14 protein-coding genes are annotated in these 14,919 nt (G+C 43.3%); 7 read left to right on the forward strand and 7 right to left on the reverse strand.

Annotation, left to right across the window (positions count from 1 at the left end; translation table 11 throughout):
• Nucleotide 1 precedes the first annotated feature (1 nt).
• Nucleotides 2-679, forward strand: a complete 678-nt coding sequence (locus NBH14_RS22815; RefSeq protein WP_186961337.1) for a hypothetical protein — start codon at nt 2-4, stop codon at nt 677-679.
• A gap of 361 nt (nt 680-1,040) precedes the next feature.
• Nucleotides 1,041-2,036, forward strand: coding sequence for a DUF4837 family protein (locus NBH14_RS22820; protein WP_186961336.1), 996 nt, complete (start codon nt 1,041-1,043; stop codon nt 2,034-2,036).
• Between the two features lie 34 nt (nt 2,037-2,070).
• Here the strand turns inward: NBH14_RS22820 and NBH14_RS22825 are convergent, their stop codons facing one another.
• Nucleotides 2,071-3,474, reverse strand: a complete 1,404-nt coding sequence (locus NBH14_RS22825; protein ID WP_186961335.1) for a methyltransferase RsmF C-terminal domain-like protein — start codon at nt 3,472-3,474, stop codon at nt 2,071-2,073.
• Nucleotides 3,475-3,526: 52 nt separating this feature from the next.
• Between NBH14_RS22825 and NBH14_RS22830 the strand changes: the two genes are divergently transcribed.
• The gene (locus NBH14_RS22830) at nt 3,527-4,231 is read left to right on the forward strand and encodes an SAM-dependent methyltransferase (RefSeq protein ID WP_186961334.1); all 705 of its coding nucleotides are present in this window, start codon (nt 3,527-3,529) and stop codon (nt 4,229-4,231) included.
• 6 nt (nt 4,232-4,237) lie between these two features.
• On the forward strand, nt 4,238-4,813 hold the full coding sequence (locus NBH14_RS22835; RefSeq protein WP_186961333.1) for an acyltransferase: 576 nt from the start codon (nt 4,238-4,240) through the stop codon (nt 4,811-4,813).
• Nucleotides 4,814-5,121: 308 nt separating this feature from the next.
• On the opposite strand, the gene nadC is transcribed toward NBH14_RS22835, so the two are convergent.
• Entirely contained in the window at nt 5,122-5,961 is an 840-nt protein-coding gene (gene nadC, locus NBH14_RS22840) for a carboxylating nicotinate-nucleotide diphosphorylase (protein WP_186961332.1), read from the reverse strand.
• Between the two features lie 3 nt (nt 5,962-5,964).
• Nucleotides 5,965-6,336 carry a DUF4783 domain-containing protein gene (locus NBH14_RS22845; protein WP_007654516.1) on the reverse strand — a complete coding sequence of 124 codons (372 nt, stop codon included), beginning with the start codon at nt 6,334-6,336 and terminating at the stop codon, nt 5,965-5,967.
• 88 nt (nt 6,337-6,424) lie between these two features.
• Between NBH14_RS22845 and rlmH the strand changes: the two genes are divergently transcribed.
• Nucleotides 6,425-6,898: a 23S rRNA (pseudouridine(1915)-N(3))-methyltransferase RlmH gene (gene rlmH / locus NBH14_RS22850; protein WP_186961331.1), complete on the forward strand. Its 474-nt coding sequence runs from the start codon at nt 6,425-6,427 to the stop codon at nt 6,896-6,898.
• Nucleotides 6,899-6,998: 100 nt separating this feature from the next.
• Here rlmH and aroC read toward each other — a convergent pair whose 3' ends face one another.
• Both aroC and NBH14_RS22860 read right to left on the reverse strand, forming a co-directional pair.
• Entirely contained in the window at nt 6,999-8,069 is a 1,071-nt protein-coding gene (aroC, locus tag NBH14_RS22855; protein WP_186961330.1) for a chorismate synthase, read from the reverse strand.
• 111 nt (nt 8,070-8,180) lie between these two features.
• Entirely contained in the window at nt 8,181-8,762 is a 582-nt protein-coding gene (locus tag NBH14_RS22860) for an FKBP-type peptidyl-prolyl cis-trans isomerase (RefSeq protein ID WP_007654506.1), read from the reverse strand.
• A 205-nt stretch (nt 8,763-8,967) separates the two neighbouring features.
• Here NBH14_RS22860 and NBH14_RS22865 point away from each other — a divergent pair, with 205 nt between their 5' ends.
• A complete protein-coding gene (locus NBH14_RS22865; protein ID WP_186961329.1) occupies nt 8,968-10,836 on the forward strand; it encodes an LTA synthase family protein in 1,869 nt (622 codons plus the stop codon).
• 60 nt (nt 10,837-10,896) lie between these two features.
• On the opposite strand, the gene NBH14_RS22870 is transcribed toward NBH14_RS22865, so the two are convergent.
• Both NBH14_RS22870 and NBH14_RS22875 read right to left on the reverse strand, forming a co-directional pair.
• Nucleotides 10,897-12,072, reverse strand: coding sequence for a MalY/PatB family protein (locus NBH14_RS22870; RefSeq protein ID WP_186961328.1), 1,176 nt, complete (start codon nt 12,070-12,072; stop codon nt 10,897-10,899).
• Between the two features lie 107 nt (nt 12,073-12,179).
• Nucleotides 12,180-13,907, reverse strand: coding sequence for a PD-(D/E)XK nuclease domain-containing ATP-binding protein (locus NBH14_RS22875; protein ID WP_186961327.1), 1,728 nt, complete (start codon nt 13,905-13,907; stop codon nt 12,180-12,182).
• A gap of 129 nt (nt 13,908-14,036) precedes the next feature.
• Here NBH14_RS22875 and NBH14_RS22880 point away from each other — a divergent pair, with 129 nt between their 5' ends.
• Nucleotides 14,037-14,594, forward strand: coding sequence for an RNA polymerase sigma-70 factor (locus NBH14_RS22880; protein ID WP_186961326.1), 558 nt, complete (start codon nt 14,037-14,039; stop codon nt 14,592-14,594).
• The last annotated feature ends 325 nt before the right edge of the window (nt 14,595-14,919 follow it).

A 14,919-nucleotide genomic window follows, 5' to 3' on the forward strand; every position in this document is an offset into this window, starting at 1 on the left:
TATGGACAATCCTTCTTCCCTGACTTTTTTTCTGTTCTGTTTCTGTTGGGTGGCTCTGATAGCGGGAGCGGTGCTGGGGTATATTATAGGTATCCGTATGGCACGCAACCGGGAACGTCACCGGCTCGTAAAGGAAAAGATCAGGAAGAACAAAGTTGCCATTTATCATTACCAAAAGGAGAAATACGATTATATCGAGCAGATCAACCGGCTGGAACACGATTTACAGAACCTGACGGAAGAATCGGAGCTTTATAAGGAACGTGTCAGTGACCTGGAATATTACAAACGGAAGGTGCGTGAGCATGAACAGGTCATTGAACGGCTTTCCTCTGCTTCGTCAGAGACGGTAGAGTTGCCGGTCGATGCCTTTTCCCTGTTGCTGCAACTCAAACAAGATCCGGTACGCACCAATCTCAGCAGACAGGAATGGATGGAATTGCTTCGTACGACCGACCTTCTTTTCAATAATTTCCTGACGGAGTTGAAGCAGAAATCTGGTATAACCCGTCATGAAGAGGAAATCTGTTGCCTGATAAAATGGAACTTTCCCCGCAAAGATCAGATGGCTGTTTTCAATAACACGACCGATGCCCTCACCAAGTCGAAGAGCCGTCTGAAAAAACGTTTGCAACTGGATGAGAAGACCGACCTGGATCAGTTTATCCGGATGTATTAGAAAAAAAGTACCTGATTCCTTTTCCGATGGTCGGAATAGTACTCTTCCGGTCATCGGAACACTGCTCTTCCACCCATCGGAATAGTACTCTTCCGACTATCGGAATAACGTTATTCCGATGGTCGGAAAAAAGCAGAAGTTCGACAGTTTCTTTTATTGGCGGAAAATATTTGAGTCGTTTCTAAAGCATCATGTCCAGATAAATACATAAAATCAAATAGTTTTAGGATATATATTTCTTATATACAGTATGTTAAGCTTGTATTTGTTTGTCCGGTACCATTTCTTTTCTTCTGTTGACTTATCCTTTACTTTTGTCGGAGTAAACAATAAACTCTGGAAAAGATAAATCAATAAAGCTATGAGAACACAGCATCTATTTACTTTTTATTTAGTAGGATTACTGACTTTGGTTAGTTGTAACTCTTCGATCGTAGAAAAACGGGCTACCGGTTTGCCGTATGAAATCCTGGTTGTCATGACCCGGGATGTAGGAGACAGTGAGGTCGGTGAATTAGTAAAGAATCAATTAAATTCTCCCATTGCCGGGTTGCCCCAACCTGAACCCGCCATGCGTGTTACATTTGTTCCTACCGAGACTTTTAATGGCTTGTTGAGATACGTCCGCAATATTCTGGTTGTCGATATTGATCCGACGAAGTATACGATGGTTTCATTGAATGGTTTTAAAGATGAGTGGGCAAAAGGACAGGAAGTGATAAAACTCTGTGCTCCGTCGACTCGCGAACTGGTTACTTACCTGACATTACATGATTCGGATATTGTCAATCATTTCTGTGCAATCGAAAAAGACCGTCGTATAAAGATCCTGAAAGAACATTACAGCCAGTTGGCAATGGATAAAGTGCAGGAGAAGTTCGGTATGAAATTGCATGCCCCGGACGATATGACTTATTATAAAGATACAACCGATTTCCTGTGGGTGTCGAACAATGCTAAAACCGGACGTGTCGACCTGATCGTTTATTCCTTTCCATATACTGATGCGAATACATTTACACAGGACTATCTGGTGGCAAAACGGGATTCTGTTTTAAAGGATAACCTGCCGGGTGCTTTTCCGGATTCTTATATGACTACGGAAAAGCGTGTCGACCTGACTTACGAACCTATAATGTTGCATGATAAATACTGCGGAGTCTTACGTGGCCTGTGGAAGATGGTTAGCGATAAGATGGGCGGACCGTTTGTTAGCCATGCTTTTCTGGATACGAAGACACAACGTGTGATTGTAGCCGAAGGTCTCGTTTATGCTCCGGAAACAACCAAACGGAATTATATACGCAGGATCGAAGCAGCGCTTTATACGGCACGCCTGGATACGATATCGAGATAGCTGTACCCTCACTAGCACCAGTGAGGCAAAGGCATTACCTTTTCTGCTGGTAGTCTGTTAGCAATAATACCTGTTCCGGTATATATCCGGTACGGATACGCCATTCCTGCGGATAAAGGTTGTTGGCACGGTTTCCGAGATGTTTGACAAAACCTAAAGGAAATCCCTGGTAGCAGACCAGTACGTACCCTTTTTCTATTTCGGTGGGGAGAAGCAATGCTTCTTTTTTCAGGTATTTGATGGCATCGTCCCAGCTTACTTCGGCACAGGTGAAAGCCTCTTTGTTCAGTGCCGTGCTTAAAGCCAGCGAATGGGCCGGTAAAATATCTTTGCCTTTTATCTCTCCGATGCGGATTCCGGCAGATACGATCCGTAACTGGGTGGACAGCAGTTGCCAGGTGTCATAGTGGATGGCCGGGATGGCTTGTATCGTGTCATTGAATATTTCCATCCGTAAGCTGTCAGGCTCCTGTATCCATTTATTTACAACAGGGGGGATGACGGGAGCGGCTTTCCCTTTATCCTTCTTGTTTTTACTTTTAGGACGGGTTATTTCATCGACTTCACCGGATGCTTTACGCAGGGCGGCCAGGAAGAATCCTTCCCCTTTTGTTTTATGAGGGAAGAAACGGTAGACCGGATGTGCATGGCGTAACGGTCCGGTGATCTGCCATTCTTCCCTGATGGGAATGGACAGGGCTTCGGCTCCCAGTTCTTCTATTATATAATGTATATTATCTTCATCCTCTTCCGTATTGTAAGTACAGGTGCTGTAAATGAGCAGTCCGCCCGGTTTCAGTGCGTTCCATATGTCGTGGATGATACGGCGTTGACGGGCGGCACAAAGGTTAACGTTTGCTACGCTCCATTCGCCGGTACTGTCAGTGTCCTTGCGGAACATTCCTTCGCCGGAACAGGGGACGTCGGTAACGATAACATCAAACAGATGGGTAAGGCGCCCGATATCTTCAGGATCGTTGTTCGTGACGATACTGTTCGGATTCCCCCATTTGGTGATATTTTCAGCCAGGATATTACTGCGGGTACGGATCACTTCGTTGCTGACCAACAAGCTGCCTTCGGGTAAAAGGCTCAACAGATGGGTGGATTTACCACCCGGTGCGGCACAAAGGTCCAGGCATTTCACCGGTTCGCAGACAAAGTTCCGGATGGCTTGCTCCAAAAACATGGAGGAGGCTTCCTGCACATAATAGGCTCCGGCATGAAACAGCGGGTCGAAGGTGAACGACAGGCGTTCGGGCAGATAATAACCTGTTTCGCTCCAGCCGACCTGAGGTGTTGAGGGAGCCTTCGTCCCTTTATTCCGGTTGATACGGATACTGACGGGAACGTCCGCCTGCAATGCGGTTTCCAGTTTGTCATATTCTTCGCCCAGCAAGGCACGGGTACGTGTGATAAATTCGATAGGAAGTGCCATCTTATTCTGTTTGTTTGGCACAAAAGTACTAACTTTGCGGAAAACTAACAGTATGCAAGCATCGCTTTTCCTTATACCGGTTACATTGGGAGACACTGATCATCGGCGTGTTCTCCCGGAATATAATCGTGAAATCATTCTTCAGATCAAATATTTCATCGTTGAAAATATACGTACTGCCCGCCGTTTCCTGAAAAAGACGGAACCGTCTATTGTGATAGATGATCTGACTTTTTATGAACTGAACAAGCACACTTCGCCGGAAGATGTGGCCGGTTATCTGGTTCCGTTGACGAAAGGGGAGCATGTAGGTGTGATATCTGAGGCCGGTTGTCCGGCTGTTGCCGATCCGGGGGCGGATGTCGTTGCTATTGCGCAGCGGAAGAATTATCCGGTGGTTCCTTTGGTTGGGCCGTCTTCTATATTAATGTCTGTAATGGCTTCCGGTTTCAACGGGCAGAGTTTTGCCTTTCATGGCTATCTGCCCATCGATGCTTCGGAACGGACAAATACAATCAAAAAGCTGGAAGGCCGTATCTATTCGGAAAACCAGACACAGCTTTTTATCGAAACACCTTACCGTAACAATAAACTGGCTGAGGAACTGATCCGTACTTGTCGCCCGTCAACCAAATTATGTATCGCTTCGGATATTACTTGTGAAGATGAATATATCCATACCCGTCCTGTAAAAGACTGGGCAGGAAAAGTTCCTGATCTGAGTAAGAAACCGACTATCTTTTTAATCTATAAATAACTTTTTATGGCAGTTTATCAGGCACATGAAACAGCAGTGATCGACTCCGGTTGTACGATCGGCGATGATACTTTTATCTGGCATTTTTCTCATATAATGGCCGGCTGTATCATTGGTGAAGAATGTAATATCGGGCAGAATGTCGTTATTTCGCCGGGCGTGGTTTTAGGGAATAACGTCAAAGTCCAGAATAATGTTTCCGTTTATACCGGAGTGACTTGTGAAGATGATGTTTTTCTGGGACCGAGTTGTGTGTTCACGAATGTGATAAATCCGCGCAGTGCCGTTTGCCGCAAAGACCAGTATAAGAAAACTCATATAGGAAAAGGGGCTACTATTGGTGCCAATGCAACGATTATTTGCGGGCATAATATCGGAGCCTATGCATTGATCGGTGCGGGAGCGGTTGTAACTAAAGAGATTCCTGCTTATGCTTTAGTCGTTGGTAATCCTTCCCGGCAGATCGGCTGGGTCAGCGAGTATGGACACAGGCTGGAGTTTGATGAAAAAGGTTTTGCTATTTGCCCGGAGAGTGGAGAAGGGTATCAGCTGAGGGATAATGAGGTGGTCCGTATTGGATAAAAATGAGGGTGTGTCAAAAGTTGTTACAAATTGACACACCCTCATTTTGGATTTGATATACGTTATTATTTCTCATGCAACCACTTCTGGCCTTTTGGTGTTAAAAGCCAGATAAAGCATGCAACTGATATGACAATACATCCTATGCATAAATAAAGAAATTCCATAAATTACTCCTTTCCTTTTATAAATAGTAATCTGCCTGTGAATTGTCTTTACATTTTTCATAGCTTACGGTTTTATATTAATACTTTGGCAAATATATAAAAGAAAGGCGGATAATCAACCATCCGCCTTCTGAATATTTCTTAGCAAGCCTTCAAACTCATATCGAGACTTTTGACCGAGTGTGTCAGTGCTCCGACAGAGATAAAGTCTACGCCGCATTCTGCATAATCGCGCAGTGTGTCGAATGTGATACCGCCGGATGATTCGGTTTCGAAACGTCCGCCAATCATTTCGACTGCTTTCTTTGTATCTTCGATATTGAAATTATCCAGCATGATGCGGTCGATGCCGCCAACATTCATCGCTTGTTGTAATTCGTCGAAGTTGCGTACTTCGATTTCGATCTTCAGGTTTTTGCCTTTTTCTTTCAGGTAGTTCTGTGCATGGGTAATAGCTTGTTCGATGCCACCGGCAAAGTCTACATGATTATCTTTCAGCAGGATCATATCGAACAGTCCGATACGATGGTTGACACCGCCGCCGATCTTTACAGCATCCTTTTCCATCATACGCATGCCCGGAGTCGTCTTACGGGTATCCAGTACGCGGGTTTTAGTTCCTTCCAGTGCTTTTACATATTTGCGGGTTGTTGTTGCAATACCGCTCATACGTTGCATAACGTTCAACATCAGGCGTTCTGTCTGTAACAGCGACTGCACTTTTCCTTCAACGGTAAAAGCGATATCGCCTTTCTTTACTTCTGCGCCATCGTTGATGAAGATTGTCATTTTTAGTTCCGGGTCGAAGTCATGGAAGATGCGTTTAGCCATTTCCACACCGGCCAGTACGCCATCCTCTTTGATAATAAGCTGACTCTTTCCCATAGCTGTTTCGGGAATGCAGCATAACGTTGTATGATCGCCGTCACCGATGTCTTCGGCAAACGATAATTTAATTAAATCGTCAATTAACTGATCCATGTGTTATTCTATTCTGATTGATTGTATAATCGCTTTGTTGCCGTCGGCACGGTAAGTAATGTTTACACGATATTCGCCTGAAGCGGTCGGGAGTTTACCGACAAAAAATCCGGCGTCTTTTTTGTCTGCATGATGTACCACGGAGAATCCCGAAGGTTTGTTACTGCCAAAAAAAGTAGACAGCATCTTAACGGCTTCGCTTCCGCTGCACTTTTTAGATGAGCCGGGTAGGGCCATATCTACTTCCTGGTCCATTGCTCCTGTCAGTGTAGAGGCATCTCCTCCTTTGAAGGCGTTTGATATCGGAGTAATATCGGCTGCCATTACGCTCAAAATTGAGAATACCAATGCCAATGTAAGTAATAATCGTTTCATAAGCTATCTCCTCTTTTTATGAGTATTCTGATGCAAAGGTATGTATTTTTCCTGTAAATTAGCGCCTTCAATATTAAAATGTCAACGAATGAAGATTGCACTGGTTGTAATAGGCAAGACGGATGCCGGTTATTTTGTGGAGGCTATTAATGAATATAAGAACCGTCTGGTTCATTATATCCCTTTTGAAATGGAGGTTATCCCCGATATCAAGAACGTAAAAAACTTATCGGAAGTCCAGCAGAAAGAGAAGGAAGGGGAATTGATTTTAAAGACATTGCAATCCGGTGATTATCTGGTTTTATTAGATGATAAAGGGAAAGAATTTACTTCCATGCAATTTTCTGCTTATATAGAAAAGAAGATGCATACGGTACCGAAACGGCTGGTCTTTGTGGTCGGTGGTCCGTATGGATTCAGTGAAGCGGTATATAAAGCCGCTTCGGAAAAGATTTCATTGAGCAAGATGACTTTTTCGCATCAGATGATCCGTCTGATCTTTATTGAACAGATTTACCGCGCGATGACTATCCTGAATAATGAACCTTATCATCATGAATAGAATAATGTGCCAATATGTTAATATGCCAATGTGCCAATTAAAAGAGTGATGGCTCTATTCTTAAATTGGCATATTGGCACATTCTATAATTGACACATTATTACTCTCTTGTCTTTTGTATCAACAAATAATCCAGCAAAGTCATTGCTGCCATCGATTCGACAATGGGGACGGCACGTGGAAGCACACAGGGGTCATGGCGTCCGCGAGCTTTCAGGATCGTGTCTTCTCCATCCATGCTGACGGTTTCCTGTTCCATCAGGATCGTTGCCACTGATTTGAAAGCGACACGGAAATAAATATCTTGTCCGTTGGAGATACCTCCCTGGATACCTCCCGAGTTGTTCGTATGAGTATTGATATGTCCGTTGTCATTGAAGAAACGGTCGTTACGCTGGGAACCACGATAGAGGGCCGCTTCGAATCCGTCACCATATTCAAATCCTTTGACGGCATTGATTGTCAACATGGCGTGGCCTAAAGCTGCATGTAGTTTGCCGAAAACAGGTTCACCTAAACCGATGGGAGTCCCTTTGACTACGCAAGTAATAACTCCGCCGATCGTGTCTCCTTTGGATTTCACTTCGGCAATTAACTGTTCCATCTCTGTCGCCTTTTCCGGGTCGGGACATCTTACTGCACTTTCTTCGGTCAGGTTCAAGTCGTAGTCTTTATATGAACCTTCCAGTTTGATGGGACCTACCTGTGAAGTATAAGCCTGGATATGGATACCTTTCTGGCGTAAGGCCAGTTTGGCTATTGCTCCGGCTACACATCGTGCGATTGTTTCACGGGCAGATGAACGGCCACCGCCACGGGGATCACGGATACCATATTTTGTCTGGTAAGTATAATCGGCATGCGAAGGACGGTAGACTGTCTTCATATTGTCGTAATCGGACGAATGCTGATTCTTGTTCCAGATAATGAAACCGATCGGCGTGCCGGTTGTTTTTCCCTCGTAAATACCGGAAAGGAATTGAACTTCGTCGTCTTCCTTGCGGGGAGTCGTAATTTTGGATTGTCCCGGTTTACGGCGGTTTAATTCTTTTTGGATGAAATCTGTATCCAGTTCGATGCCAGCCGGGCATCCGTCGATAACACCTCCGATACCCGGACCGTGTGACTCTCCGAATGAAGTTAATCTATATATATTTCCGAATGTATTCATATGTAGTAAATGCAAGTGGAGAATTAAGAATTATATCGCTTAAAATGAAAAATGAGGAATGCAGAATCTGTTTCATTCTTCATTCCCCATTCTGCATTATTCATTTATTTATTAGTGACAGCTACCGCATCCGCAACCACCGTCTTTGTGATCGTGGTCACCGCAATCGCTTCCACAGTCGTCGCATCCGCAACCACATCCACCTGCCGGTGCTGATAAAGCTGCAATTTCTTCTGCTGTCGGTTCGTGAACGTCGATAACTTCACCGCTGAAGTGCAGTGTTTCACCTGCTAACGGATGGTTGAAGTCCATAACGACAACGTCATCTTTCACTTCCAAAACAGAACCGTTCAGACGGTTTCCGTTTGAATCCATCATAGGAACAGTGTTACCTTCTTTGATGACTTCAGAGTCGAATTTACCTTCAACTTCGAAAATGTTTTTTGGCAGATCAAGCACGTGATCTTCCACATATTCTCCGTATGCGTCAGCCGGAGCGATAGAGAAGTCGAACTTGTCGCCTACTTCCAGACCTTTCAAAGCATCTTCGAAAGCTGGGAGCATTGCGCCTGTTCCGAAGATGAATTTCAACGGAGCCTCAGCCACTGCTTTTTCCATCAACTCACGCTCTTCACCTTCTCCTACGTTCAGGTCATATGTAACCGCAACGAACTTATTTGCTGTAATTTTCATTTTTAATTGTATTTGTAATAAATAAAACGAGGACAAATTTACGTATAATTTCCGACTTAATCAGGTTATTCTTTTAAAAATAAAGATATGTAATGTTTTAAGCTAGAATATAGTTATCTTTGTCGGCTGAAATAAAAATGAGAGATTCTGTACTTATTCTATGGTTACAGTGTTTATCGGTAGGTTAATAAAGTAGTGTTTGCGGATGCGGTTTTCTAAGTTAAAAGACTTTTTCTTTCCGGGCGGAACGGAAAGCAGGAAGTTGATCGGTTTATTTTTTATTATCTTGTTTCTGAAGTTTATGTGGTTCAATCTGCTTTGGTGCATGTTATCTACATTTACTCCATTTTCAAAGATTGAAACTTATCTGGATACTATATTAGTCTCCTTATTTTTGTTATTACCCTTGGTTTGCTTCCGTGCTGTCAAGACTACTTTGGTGATTTTCTTTCTGCTGGACGGGTTGCTTATTTCGAACCTGATGTATTTCAGGACTTACTTTACTGCCATACCGTTGGATAGCTATTTGCTGATAGACAATTTGTCTGATTTTACCAGCAGTGTATTTGATTCCTGGCGGATGGTCGACCTGTTTTTCCCTTTGTCTACAATGGCAGTGGGTGTTTTGTGGTGGTGTAATTTTCATCGGAAACATGAAATGGAACAGGCTGTACGGTGTAAAGGCGGTTTTGCTTTTGCCCGTTATCTGGTTCTGATTGTTTTAGTGGCTTTGATTCCTGCTGTTCGTCTTTGGAGCCAGAATGGTTTTAAAGTTGCTTATGAGAGGTTGCAGGATGCCTATTTGCATACTTGTAATATCCCGATGTATACGATTTTCGGTTCTCTTTATTATGATTATACCTGCGACCAGATAGTCTATACTCCGGAGATAAAGGCCCGTATCGATTCCTGGCTAGCCAGGAAAACGGATTGCAAATCCGTTTTATCTCCATTTAATCCAAAGGACAATTGTATTATAATCCTGGCCGAATCATTGGAAAGCTGGGTGTTGGATAAGACGGTGGAAGGCCAGGAACTTACGCCGAGTCTAAATAAAATATTAAAGGATACGTCGGTGATCTATGCCCCTCATGTTTTGTCGCAGGTGAAAGGAGGGCGTTCGATCGATGCCCAGTTGCTGATGAGTTCCGGGCTTTTGCCTATTAACTCCGGACCTTACAGCATCAAATTCCCGGAATCATATTATCCTTCTATCGTAAAGGCGTTTAAAGAAAAACATAAGGATGCCAAAGCATATAGCCTGACTATCGACAAACCGATGGTCTGGAATCAATGTATAATAGCTCCGGTTCTAGGGTATGACAGTCTGGTTTCGAAAAAATGCTTTATACAGGAAGAACCGGTCGGTTCACGTAACCAGGTAGGTGATCGTGCCTTTTTACGCCAGTGCCTGAGTAAAATCCGGAAGAATGAAGTTTGGGATGAATCCGGAAATACGTTGGTGCAATGTATTACCTATTCCGGGCATAATCCTTTTATTTTGCCGGATTCATTGAAAAGAGTTTCTTTTTCGCCCGAAGTCCCGGAGGTCTTGAATAACTATATGACCATGGCCAATTATACAGACCGGGCAATAGGTGAATTTATAGCAAAGATCAAAGCGGACAAGCGCTTCGATAATACATTAGTCGTGATCATGGGGGACCATGAAGCATTGGGAACAGTCAGGAAAGAACTGTGCGACGATTCGGTAGGAAAGGATATTGTATCTGATAAATCGTTTGTTCCGCTAATCATTCTGAATGCGCCGTTTAATATGTATTATGGCAAAGTCATGGGACAGGTGGATGTCTATCCGACATTGTTGGATCTGTTGGGGCTGAATGATTACTGGTGGAAAGGAATGGGAGAAAGTATCTTCAATCCGCAGAAACCTGATTTTGATGTCGACCCCCAGTTCAATCTTATCGGAGATACGGCCGGTGTTCCCGATGAGAATATCCGTCAGGCCAAAGAAGCCTGGGAAATATCAGACATGATTATTCGCTATGATTATCTGGGACATAAACTGAATATAAAAGAAGAACCTGTGAAAGTGGCAGGGGTAAAATGATAAAAAATATGTCGAAAGCGGTTGCAGGAAAGAACCGGCTTTCGACATATTGTTGAATACTTATTTCTTGTCGATCGCTTTCTTCAAAGCATTCAGGGCGGTATCCAATACGGAGCGCGGACAACCCACGTTGAGGCGCATATATCCTTCTCCGCCGGGTCCGAACATTGTTCCGTCGTTCAACAGCAGACCGGCTTTATCCTGGAATAAATGAACCAGTTCTTCCTGGCTTAGTTTGAGGTCGCGGCAATCCAGCCAGACCAGGAAGGATGCCTGTGGAGGATAGACTTTGATCTTCGGAAGTTTTGTCTTGAAGAATTCATCTACGAAACGGACATTTTCCATTACATACATCCGCATTTGCTGTAACCATTCGGCACCATATGTATAGGCTGCTTCGGTTGCCGTATAAGCAAAGATCGTCCCGTCGCCCAACTCGCCGGCTTCCAGGAATTCATAAAATTCTTTCCGTATCTTTTCATTGGGAACAATGGAGTAGGAGGTTACGATGCCTGCGATATTGAATGTCTTGCTCGGAGCCATGAAAGTAATACTGCAATTAGCGGCAGCTTCCGAAACGGTGGCAAACGGATGATGAGTAAATTGCGGATAAGCCATTTCCGCATGTATCTCGTCTGAAACTACCAGTATATTGTGTTTTGCACAGATATCCGCCAGCTTGACCAGTGTATCTTTTTTCCATACGATGCCGCCCGGGTTGTGGGGATTGCAAAGGATCAACACTTTGCACTGCTCGTCTATTACGGATTCCAGCTGTTCGAAATCCATCTCATAGGCGCCGTTTACCAGTTTGAGCGGGTTGTTGACCACTTCCCGTTTCATGCTTTCCGGAACAATCCGGAACGGATGGTATACGGGGGGCTGGATGATTACTTTATCGCCCGGTTTGGTAAAGCACTGGATGACAAAGCCGATGCCTTTGACAATTCCCGGAATATAGCTGAGCCATTCCTGTTTGATCTTCCAGTTCTGTTTATAATGTACCCATTCGATAATACTATTATAATACGAGTCTGATCCGAAAGTATAACCGAATATTTCGTGTTCGCAGCGTTTCTTTATTGCATTGACAATAAAGTCCGGAGTCCGGAAATCCATATCGGCAACCCAGAGAGGAATAAGATTCTCATTGCCGTACCGCTCTTTTATTGCATCATATTTCACGCAATTGGTACCGCGGCGTTCAATTACTTCGTCAAAGTTGTATTGCTTCATTTTTATCTTAGTTCAGTCAGTAATCTTTGTTTTAGTCTATTGATCGGGGTCAAAGATAAACAGAAAAATTGATAGGTGAAGCAGAATGACAAAAGAACACGATCGGATTATAAGACTTCCTCCATGCGTTCCAACTCACAACCACGGAACTGCATTATGATACAATGTAATTGAGTGTCCTGTATCAACTGACGTACCTTTGGTGCAGTGGCATATTGTTTTATCTGTTCAACAGCTTCTTCCCACTGAACTTTAGCTTTTTCCCCGGAATCTTTTGCTGAAAGATATTTCAATTCAAGTATATAGCTGTGTTTCACTTCATAGCGCAACAAATCGGGCATCAGGAACAGGTCGCAATAACCATGGTTCAACTCCACCTCCGGGGCTGTCAGATAGTAGGCATTTACACTGAGATAAGCCGTGAAGAATCCCTGGATATTGCGTTCGCCTTCAATAGCACTGCGAACCGACGAGTTTTCTTTGTAAGCATGGGCTATAAATTCCAGAGATTCGCGCCAATGGCCGTCGTAAGCCATATCATAAAACATCAAGCCTAAGTTATTTAAATTAATATACCGTTTGTCTTGATATTCTTCTAATAAAAATTCATAGTATTGTTTCCGTACATTATTATTAGGAATACTTAATACTACATAATTTCCGCGGGTATCGGTAATAGTCAGCATACCATAATAAAAAAGCAGGCTGGGGAAGATTTCCGGATTGGCAATCTCTGTTGCAGGAAAAGTGATTGCCAGATTAGTAACGATTTGTCCCTCATCGGTGATTTTACGCAGTACCCCTTTGCGGTCACCGTCCAGACGATCCAGCTGGATGAGTTTCTTCATTTTGTTATAATCCGTACGGGTATTGGGGTCTATCATCTGTTCGGGAGATTTTTTCAGGGTTATGTAATTGCGGAGATAGTAGAGTACCATGTCGCAATTGAACATCTTCGGGTCACTTTTCAGGCTTTCTTTTGCAAAACAATAATTGTCATACCACGGTTTCATCTCCGTAATCATTGCCTCTATATCTGCATCATCCGACAGTTGTCCTGCATCCTTATAATACAGGAGCATAGCGCGTACGTCTACTTCGCTGAATCCCAACATCATATTGAATTGATGTTCGGTGCTGATATTCCAGCCGATATTAAATCCGCTGGTAAGATCGTCCAATGTAACGGGACTGACGCCGGTCATGAAGATACGTTCGAACATTCCTTTAAATTTCTTGAAAATCTCGCGATAAAACCCGCTGGCATGTGTGAGAGCGTGGTAAACGTCATTACCTTGCTCGTTGAGTATTATATTGGTGAAGTTATCATATTCGTCGATGATAAGATAAAGATGTGCCCCGGTTTCGGGTGCATGAAGATTCAAATAGTTCAGTTTGCTGACAAAATCGGGCAATGCTTTCATTTCTTTGGCAAACCCCGGATAATAATAAGGCTCGTAAGACATGCCGAACATATCCATCACCATACTGCAATACCGATCAAAGTTCTCTGATAGCGAACCACTGCCGCCACTGGCACGAGAGAAATCCAGATAAAGTACTTGAAATGTTCCTTGTAAAGGGGTGGGATGTTCTCCTATCCACAAATTGCCGAAACGTTTTTGAAACTTCTCTTTTTGAGCAATATCATAATAGGCCCGGAGCATACTCAGAAAGATGCTCTTGCCAAAACGCCGGGGCCGGATGAAAAACAAATTACTGGGTTGCTCCTCCAGCATAGGTAAATACATCGTCTTATCCACATAATACTGGTTCTGCTCCACCACTTCCACAAAATTGGAAATGCCGTAAGGGATTCTTTTTGCAACTTCCATAATAATTACTCCTGTTTTTTATTCATGCTTACGAGATAAGACAAAGGTAGTTTATGTTCCCGTGTTTTCTATGAATTTATTAAAGTAAATAATTTTATTTCTGATATTTTTTGTTACTTCGCACTAGTTATGGAATTACCAGAGGAGCAACATATCTTGAGGGAGATCGCAAGAGGAAACATAAAAGCTTTTGAACAGCTTTTTTTCGACTACCAACCTAGGTTGGTATACTTCCTTGTCGGCCTGACGCACGACAAGGAAGTAAGTCGTGATATATCCCAGGATTTGTTTCTTTCCATATGGAAAGACCGGGAAAAACTGAAAGACGTTCGTTCTTTTTCCTCCTATCTCTTTCAGATGGCGCGCTTTACCGTTTATGATTATTTCGACCGTCTTGCCGTTTCAGAAAAGTATACCAATGAGTTTTTACTGGAAGCCTCCATCTCCCAATCGGAAGAGGAAGCATTGTTTGCACGTGAACTGCAAAGCATTATCAGCCGCACTGTCGAACAAATGTCTCCTCAGCGGAAACTGATTTACCAGATGAGCCGTGAGCAAGGTTTGTCTAACGATGAAATCGCAACTCGTCTGAATATCAGTAAACGGACTGTAGAAAACCATCTGACGGCAGCATTGGCTATTCTTCGCAAGGTACTTTACCTTTTCTTCCTTACCTGCCTGAGATAAATAATCCATGTTCGGTGAATGATGAAACAGACCTTGAAATCTGTTTTAAAAAGCAAGTGCTGAAAAGTATTAGTGTGTTGATGTATAATCGATTACAGTTTCCTCGTAGTTTTGTGTTTAGGAAACTGTAGTTCCCTGGGCAGGAAACTATAATTTCCTCGGCAGGAAACGCGCGTTTCTTCCCTAGGAAACTGGAGTTTCCTTGTATGTTAACGTTTTTAGTTGACTACTTTCAGTCTTATATATATAAAAGGTTGACTCGGTTTAAACTTAATAATAATAACGGTTGACTTATTTCTTGCTTATTTATGAAACAGGTTAACTC

Origin of the sequence: Parabacteroides caecihominis (assembly GCF_023656785.1) — a bacterium.
In the GTDB taxonomy this organism is placed as follows: domain Bacteria; phylum Bacteroidota; class Bacteroidia; order Bacteroidales; family Tannerellaceae; genus Parabacteroides; species Parabacteroides segnis.

What these genes read in the sequence shown, in the direction of transcription:
- NBH14_RS22815 (WP_186961337.1), top strand. Translation starts at nt 2, where the DNA reads ATGGACAATCCTTCTTCCCTGACTTTTTTTCTGTTCTGTTTCTGTTGG.
- NBH14_RS22820 (WP_186961336.1), top strand. Translation starts at nt 1,041, where the DNA reads ATGAGAACACAGCATCTATTTACTTTTTATTTAGTAGGATTACTGACT.
- NBH14_RS22825 (WP_186961335.1), bottom strand. Translation starts at nt 3,474, where the DNA reads ATGGCACTTCCTATCGAATTTATCACACGTACCCGTGCCTTGCTGGGC.
- NBH14_RS22830 (WP_186961334.1), top strand. Translation starts at nt 3,527, where the DNA reads ATGCAAGCATCGCTTTTCCTTATACCGGTTACATTGGGAGACACTGAT.
- NBH14_RS22835 (WP_186961333.1), top strand. Translation starts at nt 4,238, where the DNA reads ATGGCAGTTTATCAGGCACATGAAACAGCAGTGATCGACTCCGGTTGT.
- nadC (WP_186961332.1), bottom strand. Translation starts at nt 5,961, where the DNA reads ATGGATCAGTTAATTGACGATTTAATTAAATTATCGTTTGCCGAAGAC.
- NBH14_RS22845 (WP_007654516.1), bottom strand. Translation starts at nt 6,336, where the DNA reads ATGAAACGATTATTACTTACATTGGCATTGGTATTCTCAATTTTGAGC.
- rlmH (WP_186961331.1), top strand. Translation starts at nt 6,425, where the DNA reads ATGAAGATTGCACTGGTTGTAATAGGCAAGACGGATGCCGGTTATTTT.
- aroC (WP_186961330.1), bottom strand. Translation starts at nt 8,069, where the DNA reads ATGAATACATTCGGAAATATATATAGATTAACTTCATTCGGAGAGTCA.
- NBH14_RS22860 (WP_007654506.1), bottom strand. Translation starts at nt 8,762, where the DNA reads ATGAAAATTACAGCAAATAAGTTCGTTGCGGTTACATATGACCTGAAC.
- NBH14_RS22865 (WP_186961329.1), top strand. Translation starts at nt 8,968, where the DNA reads ATGCGGTTTTCTAAGTTAAAAGACTTTTTCTTTCCGGGCGGAACGGAA.
- NBH14_RS22870 (WP_186961328.1), bottom strand. Translation starts at nt 12,072, where the DNA reads ATGAAGCAATACAACTTTGACGAAGTAATTGAACGCCGCGGTACCAAT.
- NBH14_RS22875 (WP_186961327.1), bottom strand. Translation starts at nt 13,907, where the DNA reads ATGGAAGTTGCAAAAAGAATCCCTTACGGCATTTCCAATTTTGTGGAA.
- NBH14_RS22880 (WP_186961326.1), top strand. Translation starts at nt 14,037, where the DNA reads ATGGAATTACCAGAGGAGCAACATATCTTGAGGGAGATCGCAAGAGGA.